General features: G+C 34.1%; 19 protein-coding genes and 1 pseudogene. 16 read left to right on the top strand and 4 right to left on the bottom strand.

The window, feature by feature from the left end; all coding sequences use genetic code 11:
- Positions 1-55: 55 nt before the first annotated feature.
- The 8 genes from XYLOR_RS05405 (at position 56) to XYLOR_RS05370 (ending at position 7,340) form a co-directional block, all read left to right on the top strand.
- Positions 56-919 carry an abortive infection system antitoxin AbiGi family protein gene (locus XYLOR_RS05405; RefSeq protein WP_169730553.1) on the top strand — a complete coding sequence of 288 codons (864 nt, stop codon included), beginning with the start codon at positions 56-58 and terminating at the stop codon, positions 917-919.
- A 6-nt stretch (positions 920-925) separates the two neighbouring features.
- Positions 926-2,116 carry a hypothetical protein gene (locus XYLOR_RS13280; protein ID WP_051508884.1) on the top strand — a complete coding sequence of 397 codons (1,191 nt, stop codon included), beginning with the start codon at positions 926-928 and terminating at the stop codon, positions 2,114-2,116.
- 108 nt (positions 2,117-2,224) lie between these two features.
- Positions 2,225-2,557, top strand: a complete 333-nt coding sequence (locus XYLOR_RS05395; protein WP_036877639.1) for a transposase — start codon at positions 2,225-2,227, stop codon at positions 2,555-2,557.
- 10 nt (positions 2,558-2,567) lie between these two features.
- A complete protein-coding gene (locus XYLOR_RS05390; protein WP_036877638.1) occupies positions 2,568-2,912 on the top strand; it encodes a hypothetical protein in 345 nt (114 codons plus the stop codon).
- 371 nt (positions 2,913-3,283) lie between these two features.
- Positions 3,284-3,691 (top strand): pilus assembly protein HicB, encoded by a 408-nt coding sequence (locus XYLOR_RS05385; protein WP_036877637.1) that lies wholly within the window; start codon positions 3,284-3,286, stop codon positions 3,689-3,691.
- 386 nt (positions 3,692-4,077) lie between these two features.
- Complete coding sequence (locus XYLOR_RS05380) at positions 4,078-4,821, top strand: hypothetical protein (RefSeq protein WP_036877636.1); 744 nt, start codon at positions 4,078-4,080, stop codon at positions 4,819-4,821.
- Positions 4,822-4,930: 109 nt separating this feature from the next.
- Positions 4,931-5,638, top strand: a complete 708-nt coding sequence (locus XYLOR_RS05375) for a hypothetical protein (RefSeq protein WP_036877635.1) — start codon at positions 4,931-4,933, stop codon at positions 5,636-5,638.
- A 349-nt stretch (positions 5,639-5,987) separates the two neighbouring features.
- Positions 5,988-7,340, top strand: coding sequence for a S41 family peptidase (locus XYLOR_RS05370; protein ID WP_084608529.1), 1,353 nt, complete (start codon positions 5,988-5,990; stop codon positions 7,338-7,340).
- Between the two features lie 260 nt (positions 7,341-7,600).
- On the opposite strand, the pseudogene XYLOR_RS13580 reads toward XYLOR_RS05370, so the two are convergent.
- Positions 7,601-7,723, bottom strand: a pseudogene (locus XYLOR_RS13580) (energy transducer TonB); the annotation flags it as partial.
- A gap of 149 nt (positions 7,724-7,872) precedes the next feature.
- Here XYLOR_RS13580 and XYLOR_RS13275 point away from each other — a divergent pair.
- Positions 7,873-8,613: a hypothetical protein gene (locus XYLOR_RS13275; RefSeq protein ID WP_051508883.1), complete on the top strand. Its 741-nt coding sequence runs from the start codon at positions 7,873-7,875 to the stop codon at positions 8,611-8,613.
- A gap of 42 nt (positions 8,614-8,655) precedes the next feature.
- On the opposite strand, the gene XYLOR_RS13575 is transcribed toward XYLOR_RS13275, so the two are convergent.
- From XYLOR_RS13575 to XYLOR_RS05350, 3 genes are read right to left on the bottom strand one after another with little or no spacing between them, the layout of a single operon-like run.
- Positions 8,656-9,414, bottom strand: coding sequence for an energy transducer TonB (locus XYLOR_RS13575; RefSeq protein ID WP_084608527.1), 759 nt, complete (start codon positions 9,412-9,414; stop codon positions 8,656-8,658).
- A 21-nt stretch (positions 9,415-9,435) separates the two neighbouring features.
- Entirely contained in the window at positions 9,436-10,215 is a 780-nt protein-coding gene (locus XYLOR_RS14000; protein WP_245601952.1) for an energy transducer TonB, read from the bottom strand.
- A gap of 11 nt (positions 10,216-10,226) precedes the next feature.
- Complete coding sequence (locus XYLOR_RS05350; RefSeq protein WP_036877633.1) at positions 10,227-10,682, bottom strand: energy transducer TonB; 456 nt, start codon at positions 10,680-10,682, stop codon at positions 10,227-10,229.
- A gap of 287 nt (positions 10,683-10,969) precedes the next feature.
- Here XYLOR_RS05350 and XYLOR_RS05345 point away from each other — a divergent pair, with 287 nt between their 5' ends.
- The 7 genes from XYLOR_RS05345 (at position 10,970) to arsA (ending at position 16,903) form a co-directional block, all read left to right on the top strand.
- Entirely contained in the window at positions 10,970-12,208 is a 1,239-nt protein-coding gene (locus XYLOR_RS05345; RefSeq protein ID WP_036880740.1) for a glucuronyl esterase domain-containing protein, read from the top strand.
- A gap of 825 nt (positions 12,209-13,033) precedes the next feature.
- A complete protein-coding gene (locus XYLOR_RS05340; RefSeq protein ID WP_036877631.1) occupies positions 13,034-13,360 on the top strand; it encodes an ArsR/SmtB family transcription factor in 327 nt (108 codons plus the stop codon).
- A gap of 94 nt (positions 13,361-13,454) precedes the next feature.
- A complete protein-coding gene (locus XYLOR_RS05335; protein WP_036877629.1) occupies positions 13,455-13,691 on the top strand; it encodes a thioredoxin family protein in 237 nt (78 codons plus the stop codon).
- A gap of 5 nt (positions 13,692-13,696) precedes the next feature.
- Positions 13,697-14,119, top strand: a complete 423-nt coding sequence (locus XYLOR_RS05330) for a nitrophenyl compound nitroreductase subunit ArsF family protein (protein ID WP_036877627.1) — start codon at positions 13,697-13,699, stop codon at positions 14,117-14,119.
- 12 nt (positions 14,120-14,131) lie between these two features.
- A complete protein-coding gene (locus XYLOR_RS05325) occupies positions 14,132-14,839 on the top strand; it encodes an aromatic aminobenezylarsenical efflux permease ArsG family transporter (protein WP_036880739.1) in 708 nt (235 codons plus the stop codon).
- An 11-nt stretch (positions 14,840-14,850) separates the two neighbouring features.
- The gene (arsD, locus tag XYLOR_RS05320) at positions 14,851-15,180 is read left to right on the top strand and encodes an arsenite efflux transporter metallochaperone ArsD (protein WP_036877625.1); all 330 of its coding nucleotides are present in this window, start codon (positions 14,851-14,853) and stop codon (positions 15,178-15,180) included.
- A 10-nt stretch (positions 15,181-15,190) separates the two neighbouring features.
- Positions 15,191-16,903: an arsenical pump-driving ATPase gene (gene arsA / locus XYLOR_RS05315; protein ID WP_036877623.1), complete on the top strand. Its 1,713-nt coding sequence runs from the start codon at positions 15,191-15,193 to the stop codon at positions 16,901-16,903.
- Positions 16,904-16,905: the final 2 nt, after the last annotated feature.

The following is a 16,905-nucleotide window of genomic DNA, read 5'->3' as shown; positions in this document are numbered from 1 at the left end:
TACATATAATATAAATTCTACGTCTTTATTCCATTATACAAAAAAATTCTCAGTTTTGAAAAGCATTATAAAAACTGGATTGAGATATTCATACTCTTATGAATCACTTTATAATGAATTCAATTTAGATGATGCTAATTCTATTGTCTCAACTGATGCAAATAAATCAGGAGTAGCCATTCCGATGGTTTGTTTTTGTGATATACCAATATTACGAGCAGAGCAACATAAGAAAAAATATGGAAGTTATGCTATAGGATTGGATAAAGAAAATTTAATTAGTGTTTATAAACAGACGCTTAATCCAATAAATTATATTTCTTCTAATAATCATTATGGAATGATGAAGTATTTCTTGAATATGAATACTTTTGATTTAAGATGTGAAGAAATAATCAACATGTCAAAGGATGAGCATTATAAACAACTTATTCAAGAGGGAAATATGAAAGCAATTTATGAGGATGCAGAATACATAAAGAAATTTGATCATATTGTAAATAAAGATTTCTATACTTCTACACTTTTAGGCTTTACAAAGCCATATTCATATATTAATGAGCATGGAAATGAAGTATGTAATTATGATGAACGTGAATGGCGTATCATTATTTGGGATGAATTACATAATGAAACAAATTGGGAATGGGATATATCAAAAGAATTTTTCAGTTCCAACTATGAGATATGGAATAAAGAAATCGAAGAATCTGAAGATAATTATATTGATGGAAAATATTATAAAGACATAAATGAATTAATAAAGCATATTATTGTCAATAAAGATAAGGAGATAGTTAGTTTAGTTCGGTTTATAGAAAACTCTCCTGTAATATTCGGATGTGCTATTACTAAAGATGAAAAAGCTACATTAATTAGCAAAATCACATCTTTTGAAAGGATTAAAAAAGACTATTAGAATTTTATGAATAAATCAAAAATGAAGTCAGTGGATCTGTCTCAAATAAATATAGATAAAATAAAAAGTATAATATCAGAAAATTCATCTGATATGGCATTTGTTATAGGAAATGGAATTCATCGATATAACAATAATAAAAACTGGTCATGGGAATATTTGTTGAAGATTTTTTGGAATGGAAATGAACATGAAAAAATTGAAAAGATTCCTGATGGTATATCGTTTACAGAATTTTATGATATAATAGAGATGCATTCCAATGATATTTTTCGGAATTTATCTTCTCTAAGATTATTAGATAATAATATGAAAATAAATGATACATTTATGAAATTACCGGGTAATATAAATGATTTAAACGAGATTTATAGGTCTAGATCTAAAACAGGTGAAGATGTCTTAAATAAGAATATGATAGAAATTCCTTATAACTTTCAAAATCCAATTTATAAAGAGTTCGCAAAAGGGAGTGAGCTATTTCAAAAAATACAAGATTTTGAGAGGGAGAGAATGAAGGGACTCCAATATAAAATCGCGGATTTAATGATGAAGCTAAAGCCTGATAATCATCATTTTAAAATTACAGAGAGAATTCACTGTCTTAATATTCCAATACTTACAACAAATTATGATTATGTATTAAATGACTGTCTTAACTTAAATTATTATAGAATCGGCAAGTCAAATTTCTCAACAATTCATCCTTGGTCTGGATATTTTGGTTTAGAACAACAATATCATATTCCTGATGGGTTTGGAGTATGGAATATAAATGGAACTATTAAGTATCCACAAAGTATTAAACTTGGATTAAATCAATATATGGCAACAGTTGTAAAGGCAAGAAAAATGATTCAAGGAAACAATGTCGAATCTAATGAAAATTATAATGGGAAAAATACGTCCAATTGGATAGGGAGAAACACATGGCTACATTTGATCTTCAATAAGAACTTATTCATTTTTGGACTTGCACTAGAAGAAAATGAAATACCTTTAAGATGGTTATTAATTCAAAGAGCTATCTATTACACAAAATTTCCAAACCGAAAATATAATGGATGGTACGTTACTACAGATAGTGAAATGAAAGACAAAAAGAATGAAGGGAAATTTTTCTTCCTAAAAAATATGGGCTTTGAAATTATACCATTAAATGATTACAAAGATATTTATGAAAATATATGGGATTAAATAGGGTTTGCTGAATAATTATATTTAACTGATTATTAATAAATTAAGTGTCTTATTATTTGCTATATTACAGAAAAAGTCGTACCTTTAGGTGTTAAAAAGCAGAAAATGAAGTATAGTTCTCAACATAAACAACTAGTATTGGATTTATCCTGGACCTCTTTGGAAGGACTACCCAAAGACAATCGTTGGGTAAAACTAGGCGATTCTCTTCCTTGGGATAAGATTGAGCAAATTTACAATAATCGTCTTAATAACAAACATGGTGGAGTCGGTAATAAGTCAGCGCGTATCATTATACGTGCCTTGTTGATAAAACATAAGATGAACCTTTCCGACCGTGAAACGATTCAGGCTATCAGTGAAAATCCTTATATGCAATATATGCTTGGTCTTTCCGAGTTTACCCCACGTCCTGTACATAATTATAACATTACTTGATTTTATAATTATGTATAAGTTTACGGAAAAAGAAAAAGAGAGATTCTTAGAAGATACCAACAAAAAGTTGGCAAAGATACCAGGATATAATATATCGGTTCCAGAAATAGAGATCAAATTTAACGATGTCTATAAAGATGATAAAGGCTATTACTACCGTATCCTCTTGGAGCGTAATGAATATCGTGATATCTTTTTAGGGGAAAACATGAATGATGCATTAATAGGATTTGCCATGGAATGGATTTGGACTTATGCTTTAAATAATGCTAATAGTATATATCCAGAGGAAAGTATGTCACAAATAGATATTATTAATAAGTTTAAAGCATTTTGTTCACCTTATTTAGATTAGGATTACCATAAGAGACAAACCTATTATTCTTTATGTCAGGTCCACTAAAAAGACCTTTTAAAATAAGGTGATAGATTATTTTTCTTAAAACTGTAAGGCATATAAATGCGATACGCTTATTGTTTTAATGAAAGAAGAACATCAAAGCCGTAAATAAAAATTTACTCAACAAAAGATTGATATACAATTTAGTTCTGCCAACAGGTTTATATAATGTTAAAGTTGCAAAATCGTTACTATTATATTTTGTTTATAGTTGCGAAATTGTTACCTTTGTGCCTATCAAACGGCAAGCGGGGATTTAATCCCTCTTGCTTTCTGATACTGATTAAACGATAGGGACTTTGATATTTAACTTAAATATTGAGAATATGAAAGTGACGGCTATTATTGAAAAAGGAGCTGACGGAAAATATGCCATTATCAGCAATGAAGAGATTGGTGATTTCTGTCTGGGTGGCTTTGGTGACAGCGTAGAAGAGGCTAAGGCTGATTTGCAGTCGGTCATCAAAGAGGCTCAGAACGAGTATGTAAAAGAGCATGGTGAACTTTCTCAATCGTACAAGACCATTACAATATCCTATAAGTACGATCTGGCGGCATTCTTTAATTTCTTCGATTGGATAAATATTAGCAAGTTTGCCAAGGCAGCGGGGATCAATGAGAGTAAGATGCGCCAGTACAAAGTTGGAAGTGCATTTGTAGGAGAAAGGACAAAGGATAAAATACAGGCGGCAATAAAGCGGATGAGTGCGGAACTCGCTTCTGCTTCATTATAAGAAAAGAACTTTTATCAAGTGGCACGTGTGGAAGTAATTTCACACGTGCTTTTTTTATATCTGAACTTCACAGATATAATACCGTGTTGTTTATATCTCTCCCAGTTTCGCCGTACACCCCTAAGCGCATAGGGGAGAAAAGTTGTTCTTATTTGAAAGATTTAAAGGAATACTGAAGATATGGTTCTGTGATGAGAGAAAATAAAAGTAATGCCTGTAATGGTATCTGCAAATAATAGTAACTGATGTCTTCTTTGTTTGTAAAAAGACTAAAATTTATCATTTCTGTTATTTTTTGACCTAAAAAATGAATGTTTTTGTTACGAATATGCTATTGTTTTGACTTTTTTGTTATCTTTGCGTCTAATCTTAAAAATTTAAAATTAATGGAAAACGAATATGATGATTCTCTAACGAGAACGAAAGATGATGAAAAACTAATTGAAAAAGAAGTATTATTTTTACCATGGGTAGGCAAAAATTATTCCTATGGTATAGGGTATAATAAAGAAGGAATACTTTTTTATGGTGATGAAAATCACAAAGGTAAAAAGATATTAGCACTTGGCGAATATAATCATTGGAGTACTAATGAAGAAACTTGTGGCCATGATGGTGAGTGTTTTAACGGTTGTAAAGGACTAGATAAATGTTCTCAGATAACAAGACATGCAGTTTGTGATCATCTTAATATAAATGTATCACGTAAAAAATGGATGAATGCTTATACAAAGTTTGAACGATCTTTGATAGGATCTGAAACTACTTGGGATGACAGCTCTAAAATATGGGATCATATAATGTTGTATAATTATTTACAGGTGCCTTTTAGTCATGCAAGAATGAATCCTAAAAATGAAGATTATAAAGAGTTTAAAGAACAATTCTTTTATGTTCTGAAAATATTTAAGCCTGATTACATCATTGCATGTGGGCATCGTCTGTACAATTTCCTACCTGATTCTTGTTGGTCAGAAGGTGATAAGTTAAAAATTGATGGTGAAACTATAAAGAATGGTTCGTATAAGCTTGAGAATAATAATGAATTTAAGATGTATGCAGTACTTAATCCGTCTGCAGGTTATTCTTGGGACCATTGGAATAAAGTTATCAAAAGTATCATTAAATAATAAATAGTTTTAAGTTTAAAGAATCTGCTGAACATAAGATAATTATATCTTTGTAAATAAATAGATACAACTCATATATTTATATTACATAACCTTAAAACCAACAAAAATGAATAATGTTAATATCCTTGGATATTCAGAAAGGGGAGTGATGAACGCTCTTTTTTATGGTATCACTTATGAAAAAGATGAGAAAAAACAACGTGCAGCTATTGAAGCAATTATCAATGCTGAAAGTACAAATGAGACAAAGACTAACTATCAAAAGTTTGACTTTTATATGGAATTCTCTTTGTCTGAGTTTGGAAGTCCTGACTTAACAATTATAGCAACTGATGATAACAAAAAGAAAACAGCTTTTTTTGTTGAGGCGAAAGTCAGCAATGGAAAGCGCTATAACATAAACAATGAATATCGAAAATTCGATCGCTATCTGAAAAATGAAAACAATGACAAAAATCACGCTTCAAACCTTTTCTTTCAGTTGGGATTAAAAAAATGTTATCTTCAATTAATAAAAGAATCTGAAGTAAATAAATTAGGGCGATTAATAAAGGTCAGTGATAATCCCAGGAAACTAGGTGATAATGTCGTTGTTAAGAAGTTATCTGAAATTATTAAGACTTGTAATAGTTTTAAGTTTTTAGCTATAATTCCCAAACAAAAAGAACAATTAAAGGAATACGAATTTTTCTCTGATGTTAAATTTTTATATTGGGAGGATCTTTGTGAAAAAGATTCTTTATCTCCATATTTGAGTGATGTTATTAAGTTTAATGGGAAAGACAAGATAAGCCTAATTTTTAATCCTAAATAATAATCTTTATAGTTAGTCAATAAAATATACAAACTCAAATTATAGGTTTGAGTTTGTATCTAATTTAATTATTTACTCTAATCAAAACGCTAAAGGAGTTAAGTGCAAAGGAAACCTCTCTACTCACAGAGGTAACAATTAAAGCAAACATTTAATACACACAAATGCTACTGACAATCGAAAAAATCAGTTTTCACGAAAAAACTGCGTAAGTATTAAATATTTTATTAACTTTGTAAAATCTTCTTCCACTGGAAGGGAATCCGATAAAAATGCCAATGGACTCGTTGGAAATAACAAGCATGATTATTACGCAATTGTATTATCCGTTTTAATTCAGTTATAAAATATGAAACTTACAAAAAATCGCTTATCACAAGTTTTGAGAAACTTAAGTACCATGAAATTATCCCTTATATTAATGATACTTTTAGTTAATGCACTTCCCTCGTATTCTCAAACACAATACTTTATTAAAGATAAAGAAGGTCTTAATTTTGTTATAAATGTAGATATTAACGGGAATATTATTAACGGCTATACAAGAGAGAAAGCGCTATTGGATTACATCTCAAAAGTGCAATATACAGTAGTGAAAGCATTAACGAAAATCAAATATCCAGAAATTATCAGGTTTAATGCTAAATTAGAAAATGGAAAATTTGAGGGCGATTATTATGCTTTATACAATTATCATAAGGTAATCGGGGATATTAAAGGAGATTCCATTTGTTATTCAATATTTGATAATAACAAACTTATGAAAAGCTATAAAGGCGTTAAAATAACGAATTATATAAAGAAAGATTATGTGAAGTTAGCTAATGATGTTATTAAATTGACAGAAGACAGCATTTATGATACAAAGATTATACAATCAAAAGAATGGAATAAATTCAAACAGAAATTTGTTCATGATGCAACGAAAACTTATGATGATTTTGAATTTCAAATAGGCTTTATGGCTTCTATACGCGGGCTTGGTTTATCACACTATTATATAGTTAAAAATGACACAACGACTACAACTGACAGAATAGGAAATTCTTCCTTAAAGGAAATTGACAAAAATACAGCTGTACTGAAAATTAACAGTTTTGCAAGTGAAGAAACAAAAGTTCTAAAACCTCTGTTAGATTCTATCAGGCAAAAATCATATAAGAATCTGATAATAGATTTAAGAGATAATCCCGGTGGCACTATCGAACCGGCATTCTTGGTAGGTAATTTTTTAACGGATAAAGAAATAATAAACGGCTTTTTCCCAAAAAGGACATGGTATGAAGAATTTAATAGACTACCGGATAAAAATGATATAAAATATTTTGACTTGATAAAAGATTTCCATAAAGATTACAAATTAAAATATGGATTTTATATTTCAAGTGAAGGCACAAAAAATTGTTTTAAAGGACAGACATATATTCTTGTTAATAATAAGACAGGCAGTGCATGCGAAGCCTTAGCGATTAGTGCCAAGGAGCATCATTTAGCAAAAGTTGTTGGTGAAAAGACAATAGGAAGACTTTTGTATATGAGCTTTGCTAAATTAGATAAAGACATAGCTTTAATTATTCCTTCTTATGATTTTGTTTCTTATAACGGATATCGAGTTGAAAAACATGGAGTAGAACCAGACATCAAAACAAAAAGAGGAAAGGAATTAGAAAAAGTCTTGGAAATTATAAAGAAGAATGAATAAAAGTTCCTTTACCAGGAACCATTAAAAGAAATACAAGTTTTTCTCTGATGTTAAATTTTTATATTGGGAGGATCTTTATAAGAAAGATTATAAAGAGAGTCTTTATTTTCTGACTTGAAGAAGACAATTGATTTTAATGTGAGTATAGATGATAATAAAAGCCTAATTTTTAATTCTGAAAAATAAGAAGACTTATAGTTACACATCAATAAAAAGTACAAACTCAAATTATAGGTTTGAGTTTGTATCTAATAAAGTAATTACTGCAATCTGAACGTTACAGGAACTGTATAACGGACTCTTACATTTTGGCCATTACGTTTACCGGGAATCCATTTTGGCATGCTATTTACTACTCTTAAAGCCTCTTGGTCTAAAAATGGGGAGTACTATAGTTTTTGTTGTTTTTTTAAAGACTGAAATTTATCATTTCTGTTATCCTTTGACCTAAAAATAAATGTTTTTGTTATGAATATGCTATTGTTTCAACTTTTTTGTTATATTTGCGTCTGACCTTTAAAAGTTGAAATTAATGGAAAAAGAATATGATGATTCTCTAACGAGAACGAAATATGATGAGAAATTAATCGAAAAGAAAGTATTGTTCTTACCATGGGTAGGTAAAAATTATTTCTATGGTATAAAATATGAAAAAGATAAATTTATTTTTTGTGATGAAAATCACAAAGGTAAAAAGATATTAGCACTTGGCGAATATAATCATTGGAGTACTAATGAGGAAACTTGTGGCCATGATGGTGAGTGTTTTAAAGGTTGTAAAGGACTAGATAAATGTTCTCAGTTAACAAGACATGCAGTTTGTGATCATCTTAATAAAAAAGAAGACCGTGAAATATGGATGAATGGTTATACAAAATTTGAACGATCTTTGTTAGGGAAGGAAACTAATTGGGATGATAGCCCTAAAATATGGGATCATATAATGTTGTATAATTATCTACAGGTGCCTTTTAGCCATTCAAGAATGGACCCTGAATATGAATATTATAAAAAGGTTAAAGATCAATTCTTTTATGTCCTGGAAATATTTAAACCTGACTACATCATTGTATGTGGGTATCGTCTGTTTAGATTTCTTCCAGAGTTATACTGGTCTGAAGGTGATGAGTTAACAATTGATGGTGAAACTATAAGGAATGGTTCGTATAAGTTTGAGAACAATAATGAAATTAAGGTGTTTGCAGTACTTAGTCCGTCTGCAGGTTATTCATGGGAATTCTGGAATAGAGTAATTAAAAGTATAATTAAATAATAAATAGTTTTTCTTTTAAAGAATCTGCTGAACATAAGATAATTACTGCAATCTGAACGTTACAGGAACTGTATAACGGACTCTTACATTTTGGCCATTTTGCTTACCGGGAATCCATTTTGGCATGCTATTTATAACTCTTAGTGCCTCTTTGTCGAAAGCCGGATCAACTGATCTCGTAACTTTGGCGTTAGTAATGCTTCCATCCTTTTCTACAATAAAAGTTACTATTACTCGGCCTTGTGCATCAGATTCTGTCGGGTATTTAATGTTTTTGCTTATATAATCCATCAGTGCTCCATTGCCACCCGGAAAAGAAGGCATCTGCTCTACAACATCAAAAACATGGTTATCGCTATCGTTGTTTTGTTGAGAAGATACTTTTTCGTTAAGTTGACCTTTAATGAAGTCTAATACTGCTTCATCAACTGAATTTGGAATAATATATTCAAATTCATAGAATCTATTTGTTTCACTATTAATTAAGTCATCATCCTTGCTATAAACATATGTAGCAAGATTCCGACACTGTTTCTTTTTCAAATTGTATTCCCTTAAATATAAAAAATATGATAATCCGTATCTTTTTGATTGCTTAATTGCTTTCTCCTTTTCTGCTATGCCTGCCTTTGTATTTCTATATGTGTACTTTACCCAAACTCTGTATGTACCATTATTTTCAGTTATGTCATTGTTAGCGTATACATCCATACTATTAGTTGATTTCACTAATATGTAATCGCCTGCAAAAGTAAAGACAGGGCAAAGCATAATTAGTAAAGTTAAAATGGTTTTTTTCATGATATTATTATTTTTTTATTACTATCTTTTGAATGTTACAGGAACATTATAAAGAACAGCCACATTTTCGCCATTACTCTTAGCCGGAATCCATTTTGGCATATTATTAATAACTCTTAGTGCCTCTTTGTCCCAATAAGGAGATACTGACTTTACAACGAATGCGTTATTGACACTGCCATCCTTTTGTACAAGAAATGTTACTATTACGCGCCCTTCTACGCATTTATCCTCAGTTTCTGATGGATATTTTATGTTTTTGCTTAAGTAAGACTCTAGTGCTGCATTGCCACCGGGAAAAGACGGTATCTGTTCAACTGGTTTATCATTACCGTAATCGCTGAAATTGCTTATGTTTCCTGGATGTAATCTAAATGTGATAGGAATAGACATACGAATTCTTACTTTTCGACCATTACTCATCATAGCAGGGCTCCATTTCGGCATATTCTTTATAACTCTTAATGCTTCTCTGTCTAAATCCGGATCAATAGGTTTATCAACGGATGCGTTAGTGATACGGCCATCCTCTTCTATGAAAAAAAATACTTTTACACAGCCTTGTATACCCATCAATTCAGCTGCATGCGGATATACTATACTGCTGTTTAAATAAGTTATCAGTGCTTGATTGCCACCGGGGAAAGATGCCATTTTTTCAATAGCATCAAAAATATGCACATCGCTATCATTCTTTTCGCATGAGTTGATAGGCTTTGTAGATCCTAAAGATATGTAATCGCCAGCAAAGGCAAAGACAGGGCAAAGCATAATTAGTAAGATTAAAATGGTTTTTTTCATGATCATCGCTGTTATTGCCTTTGTATTTCTGAATTTAATCTAAATTCTACAGGGAGAGAGAAACAAACTCTCACATTTTGACCATTAATCTTACCGGGAATCCATTTCGGCATCTTATTTATAAGTCTTAATGCCTCTTTGTCTAAAGACGGATAAACAGACTGTTTAATAGATGCCTCAGTGATACTGCCATCGCTTTCTACAATAAAGCTTACTATTACGCGCCCTTGTTTACCTTGCGATACAGCTGCTTCAGGGTATCTTATATTACGGTATAAATAATTGAGCAGCGCTTGATTGCCACCCGGAAAAGAAGGCATCTGTTCAGCAGTATCAAAAACATGTACAGCACTATCATTTTTTTCGGATACATTCATACTCTTAGTTGATGTTACATGTGTGTAACCGCTTGCAAAAGTGAAGACTGGGCAAAGCACAATTAGTAACGTTAAAATGGTTTTCTTCATTGTATTAGATTTATTTTATTAATAATATGCCACAAAGGTAAATACATTTTTTAATAAATGCAAACAAAAAATGTATTTTTTTTAATGAATTTATATACATGCCTCTAATTGCATCGTAATAAAGATGAGCATTGATAATCAATCATATTCTCCTGAAAAGCATTAATAGTATGGGTTCCGGTATAGATGATAAATAACAGAACGTTAATGATACAATAAATAAGGATAACGTATTCGTTTTTTTTGTAATTTTGTAGCATATTTGTTAAGATATAAAATCTATGATTATGACTATTACCAAGAAAAAGACATTATTGATGGCATTGATGTTGGCTGCTACAAGTCTGAATGTTAACGCTAAGAAGGTGATTCCTCCATTTGTGTATCACAGTGAGAATACAGTTACCGGCAAAGCTCCCCTTAAATGGTTAAATCCTGAACAACTGCCTGTTATACGGAGGTTGCCCAATCCTCTGGCATGGGCTAACGGTAAGGGGGAGGTCAAAAACTTTGCCGACTGGGCTAACCGGCGAGAGGAAATATCACAAATGATTCAGCATTATGAGATAGGAGAGAAACCAACTGTAGATAAAAGCTGCATCAATCCATATATGATAGGTGACACCCTGTTTGTAGATGTAACTGTAAACACTCATACCATTAGACTGAAATCATTTATCCGTTACCCTAAGGTGGGGAAAGCTCCATACGCACTGATGATAGGTACAAGTCATCTGTCGCTGCCAAAGGAACTATTTGAGGGTAGGCCTATTGCTACGATGGAATTTAATGAGGCTCAGGTGAACAACTACTCGCAGTTTGGCAAGCCTGCCGGACGTGGAAATTATGCCTTCGACAAACTATACCCTGAATTGAAGGATAATGGTGCTTACAGTGAATGGGCTTGGGGATTAAGCCGATTGATAGATGGACTGCAGATGCTCGGAGCTGAAAAGACGAAGATAGATATGAAGCATATCGGACTGACCGGTTGTTCTTATGCCGGAAAGATGACGCTGTTCTGTTCTGCTTTTGACGAGCGTATTGCTCTTACTATAGCGCAGGAGCCCGGAGGTGGTGGTGCAGCGGCATGGCGTGTGTCGCAGACCAAGGATGGTGTGGAAAATATTGATAAGACGGATTATAATTGGTTTAAGCAGAGTATGAAGACTTCGTTTGGAGGTGATAACGTATATAAGTTGCCGTACGATCATCATGAACTGTTGGCGATGATTTGCCCACGTGCCTTATTGGTGTTGGGTAATACGGATTACAAATGGCTGTCTGATGAATCAGCATACGTATCTATAAATGCGGCGAAGAAGGTTTGGACAAAGTTTGGCATTTCGGATAGAATAGGATATTCTATAAGGGGTGGTCATCCCCATTGTCAGTTGCCTAAAGAGCAGTACCCTGAGGTTGAGGCTTTCATCGATAAGTTCTTGTTGGATAAGAAGGATGTCAATACAGAAAACATAGAAATAGCTCCTATGTTCAAAGATAAAGTGTCTTTGACAGAATGGTAAAATAGGGGGTTGTGGCGTTTTTTGCAACACCACAATGGTTTTTCCATTCGTTTTTCTTTTCACGATTTCTCATTTTTTTGCCATTCGGGTTGTCGTTTTCTCGACATCTCAAATGTTTTCCATTCGGTTAGTTCTTTCACAACACCCCAAGACCCCTCTTGCCTAAGAGGGGCTGTAACTCACTCTAAATCTCTCCCTTTAGAGGAAGAGACTTATAGCGCGCCCTCCGGCGCTTGTACATTAGGGTACAATGACCCATCAGAGGGTCATTGTGATTGTCTAAGGTGCTGCGGTGAACGCAGCGCCTGTGGCTCTTCCCCTTTGAAAGATTTAAAGGGGTACCCTTTAGGGCGGGGTATGTGAATAGAAAGCGGACCCAACCAATATTGAATAAAGATGATATATCCTTATTTGATTCACATTCTCCGTCACTTCGTGACACCTCCTTAAATCTTTCAAGGAGGAATAGAAGCAGCGCACTGGAACGCTTGCGGAGATAAGCAGCGCAAGCGATAACAGTGCGTAAGCCTGCAAACGATAGCGTAGAAGCGTTAAACGGGAGCGACCGAATGAAGCGTTAAAAAACGAAGCATGTCTGAGCGTAGCGAGTTCTTCGTTTTAGCTGAATGACAGAGCGGAGTAGCTTCGCAGCGTGTTTGCGTTTTTTCTTTTGGTTCGGTTTTCTTTTGTACTCACAAAAGAAAATGAACGCATATCACTTACGAAAGAAAATAAACTTATTAGTTAAATATCGTAAATTATTGCAGATAAATTTGCAAAATAAAAATATTGTTCGTAAGTTTGCGAACAATATTTAAAGAAAAGATGGAAAACGATAAAAATTATACGGTAAAGCAAGAACAACTTGCTCGTTTTGCCAAAGCCTTAGGGCATCCGGCAAGAATCGCCATTATGCAGTTTCTGGCAAAGCAGGAAACATGCTACTTCGGTGACATACATGAAGAACTGCCAATCGCCAAAGCTACCGTTTCGCAACATCTTAAGGAACTTAAAAACGCCGGACTGATACAGGGCGAAATAGAAACTCCAAAGGTGAAATATTGTATCAACAAAGAGAACTGGAAAATTGCTCAGGAACTTTTCGGTGAGTTTGTAGGACAGTGTATATGTAAAAAAGAGAATTGCTGTTGAAGTAGCTCTTTTTTTTATGTATTGAATGATCGTTGTTTTGCGAACTACGATTATAGAAAACATTGAATGAAACATTATAAACAAATTATTAATTATGGAAATAAAAGTTTTAGGAACAGGTTGCAGCAACTGCAAAGCACTGTATGCCAATGTAGAGAAAGTGATGAAAGACATGGATATTAATGCCGTGTTGGTAAAAGAAGAAGACCTGCAAAAGATAATGGAGTATAATGTAATGTCGCTTCCGGCATTGGTGATAGACGGCAAAGTTGTAGCCAAGGGACGTATTACTGAGAGTGAAATAAGAAACATATTAACTACAAACAAATAAAAGGTATGAAACGTGTTATTATAATGTCTCTATTGGGACTGATTTGCCTTACAGCTGTAAATGCACAAACAAAGAAGGTGGTAAAATCAAACAACGCTACGGTGGAAGTTTTGTATTTTCACAGCAAGCAACGTTGTCCTACTTGTATAGCAGTAGGAACGTATTCTAAAGAAGTAGTAAACAAGGATTTTGCAGCTCAGGTGAAGAGTGGGGCGGTAAAGTTTAAGGAAATAGATATTTCAACTCCACAGGGAGAGAAACTGGCTGACAGATATCACGTAACCTGGTCGTCGTTGTACGTGAACAGATGGCAGAACGGCAAAGAGGTAAGAAACGATATGACCACTTTCGGTTTTGAAAATGCCCGTACGAATACACCTGCTTTTAAGAGCGGATTAAAAAACAAGATCAGTAAGCTATTAAAATAGCATAAAACGATGATGGATTTCTTACAACATATATTAGACAACAGCAATATTCCTGTACTTACCGCTTTTGTCTTGGGATTGCTCACGGCTATCAGTCCCTGTCCGCTGGCAACTAATATAACTGCAGTTGGCTTTATCGGGCACGACATAGAGAGCAAACAGCGTATCTTCTGGAATGGCATTCTATACACGGTAGGGCGTATCATTGCCTATTCGGTACTGGGAGCGATATTGATCTATATACTAAGGAGTGGTGCCGATATGTTTTCTATCCAGAAAGGAGTGAGCCAGTGGGGAGAAATACTAATCGCTCCGGCTATGTTGCTCATCGGACTGTTCATGTTGTTTGGCAATAAACTGCGACTTCCCAAGTTCGGGTTCTCCGGAAATGTAAAGTCGGATAAGTTGAAGGGCGTATGGGGAAGCCTGCTTCTGGGCATGCTCTTCGCAATGGCTTTCTGTCCTACGAGCGGTGTACTTTACTTCGGAATGTTGATACCGATGTCGGCTCAAGCTACCGGTGGATATCTGTTGCCTATCGTGTTTGCTTTTGGCACCGGACTGCCTGTGATACTTGTAGCGTGGCTGCTTGCCTACAGCATGGCGGGAGTTGGCAAGTTCTATAACAGGATGAAGGTGTTCCAGAAATGGTTTAATATGATTGTCGCTATCCTGTTCATTGCGGTAGGCATTTACTATTTTATTGTATTTAACTTATAATTCATATAATAATGAAAAAGATAGAAATATTCGACCCTGCTATGTGTTGTCCTACAGGGCTTTGTGGAACAAATATCAATCCTGATTTAATGAGGATTGCAGTCGTAATAGATAATCTAAAGAAAAGAGGCATCACCGTAACCCGTCATAACTTGCGAGATGAACCTCAAGCATATGTAAGCAACAAGACAATTAACGACTATCTGAAACAATATGGGGCGGAAGTTTTGCCAATAACTCTTGTGGATGGTGATATAGCTGTGACAAAGGTATATCCAACAACTAAAGAAATGAGTGATTGGACAGGCGTCAACCTAGAATTTATACCTATTACTAAATAATAAGAGAACAATGGAAAAATATAATATATCGGATATAAACTTAACGAAATATCTTTTCTTTACAGGAAAAGGAGGCGTAGGCAAAACTTCTCTTGCTTGTGCCACAGCTGTCGGTTTAGCGGATATAGGTAAAAAGATATTGCTTATTAGCACTGACCCTGCTTCAAATTTGCAAGATGTCTTTAACCAAACCCTAAATGGTCATGGTACAATCATAAAGGAGGTTCCGGGGCTCGTTGTAGTTAACCTTGACCCAGAACAAGCAGCAGCGGAATATAGAGAAAGTGTTATCGGTCCATATAGAGACAAATTGCCCGAAAGTGTCATTAAGAACATGGAAGAGCAATTGTCAGGATCATGCACTGTGGAAATCGCAGCTTTCAATCAGTTTTCTGATTTCATTACCGATGCAGGGAAAGCAAAAGAATTTGATCATATTATTTTTGATACAGCTCCTACCGGACATACTTTACGTATGCTCCAGTTGCCATCTGCATGGAGTACGTTTATCAGTGAAAGTACCCACGGGGCGTCTTGCCTTGGACAATTATCAGGCCTGGAAGAGCGTAAGGACATTTACAAAAAGGCTGTCGAAGCACTTTCGGATGCCAATGCAACACGATTGATCTTGGTAAGTCGTCCGGATGCTTTGCCTTTTAAAGAGGCTATGCGCTCTTCGCATGAATTGCAATTACTTGGAATTAAGAACCAGTTACTTGTTATAAATGGGATATTGGAAAAAGTGGATCAAACAGATGAAGTATCTAAACAAATATACGAGCGGCAACAGCTCGCAATAAAGAATTTACCCGAAGAATTATTGAAATATCCATCTTATTATGTTCCTCTGCGGTCATATAATTTATCTGATATTACGAATATCCGTCATATGTTATCTTATGATAACTTTACAGATAGTACAACTTATAAAAGAATTACACAAACCAAAGATATAGATGAACTGGTCAATGACTTATATACATCGGGAAAACGAGTTATCTTTACGATGGGAAAAGGTGGTGTGGGTAAAACTACTTTAGCTACCGAAATAGCTCTTAAATTAAAAAAGATGGGGAAGAAAGTGCATCTTGCCACAACCGACCCGGCTAATCATCTGAATTATAATCTTGTTATGCAAGCAGGTATCACAGTAAGTCGGATAGATGAAACAGAAGTGTTGGAATCTTATAAAAATGAGGTGCGCAATAAGGCCGTACAAAGCGTTATGCCAGAAGATATGGCGTATATAGAAGAAGATTTACGTTCACCCTGTACACAAGAAATTGCTGTTTTCAGAGCGTTTGCGGAAATAGTGGATAGGGCAAAAGACGAAACGGTAGTTATAGACACAGCACCGACAGGTCACACTCTACTATTGCTAGATGCGACAGAAAGTTATCATAAAGAGGTACAACGTACAGAAGGGGATATCCCTGATTCAGTAAAAAACCTGTTACCACGGTTGCGCAATTCGGATGAAACGGAGATAATCATTGTTACATTGCCTGAAGCTACTCCTGTATTTGAAGCAGAGCGTCTGCAAAAAGACTTACAACGGGCAGGAATTTATAATAAATGGTGGATCGTGAATTCATGTTTATCACTGACAAATACAAATGACACCTTTTTAAAATCAAAAGCTGAATCGGAGTATAAATGGATCAAAAGAGTAGAACAATTATCTAATGGCAATACTGCTTTGGTAGCATGGAAAAATATATAAAA

The sequence above is a fragment of the Xylanibacter oryzae DSM 17970 genome (assembly GCF_000585355.1).
Taxonomy (GTDB): domain Bacteria; phylum Bacteroidota; class Bacteroidia; order Bacteroidales; family Bacteroidaceae; genus Prevotella; species Prevotella oryzae.
Note: the sequence above shows the minus strand (reverse complement) of the source record. Positions and strands in the feature narration are given on the sequence as shown.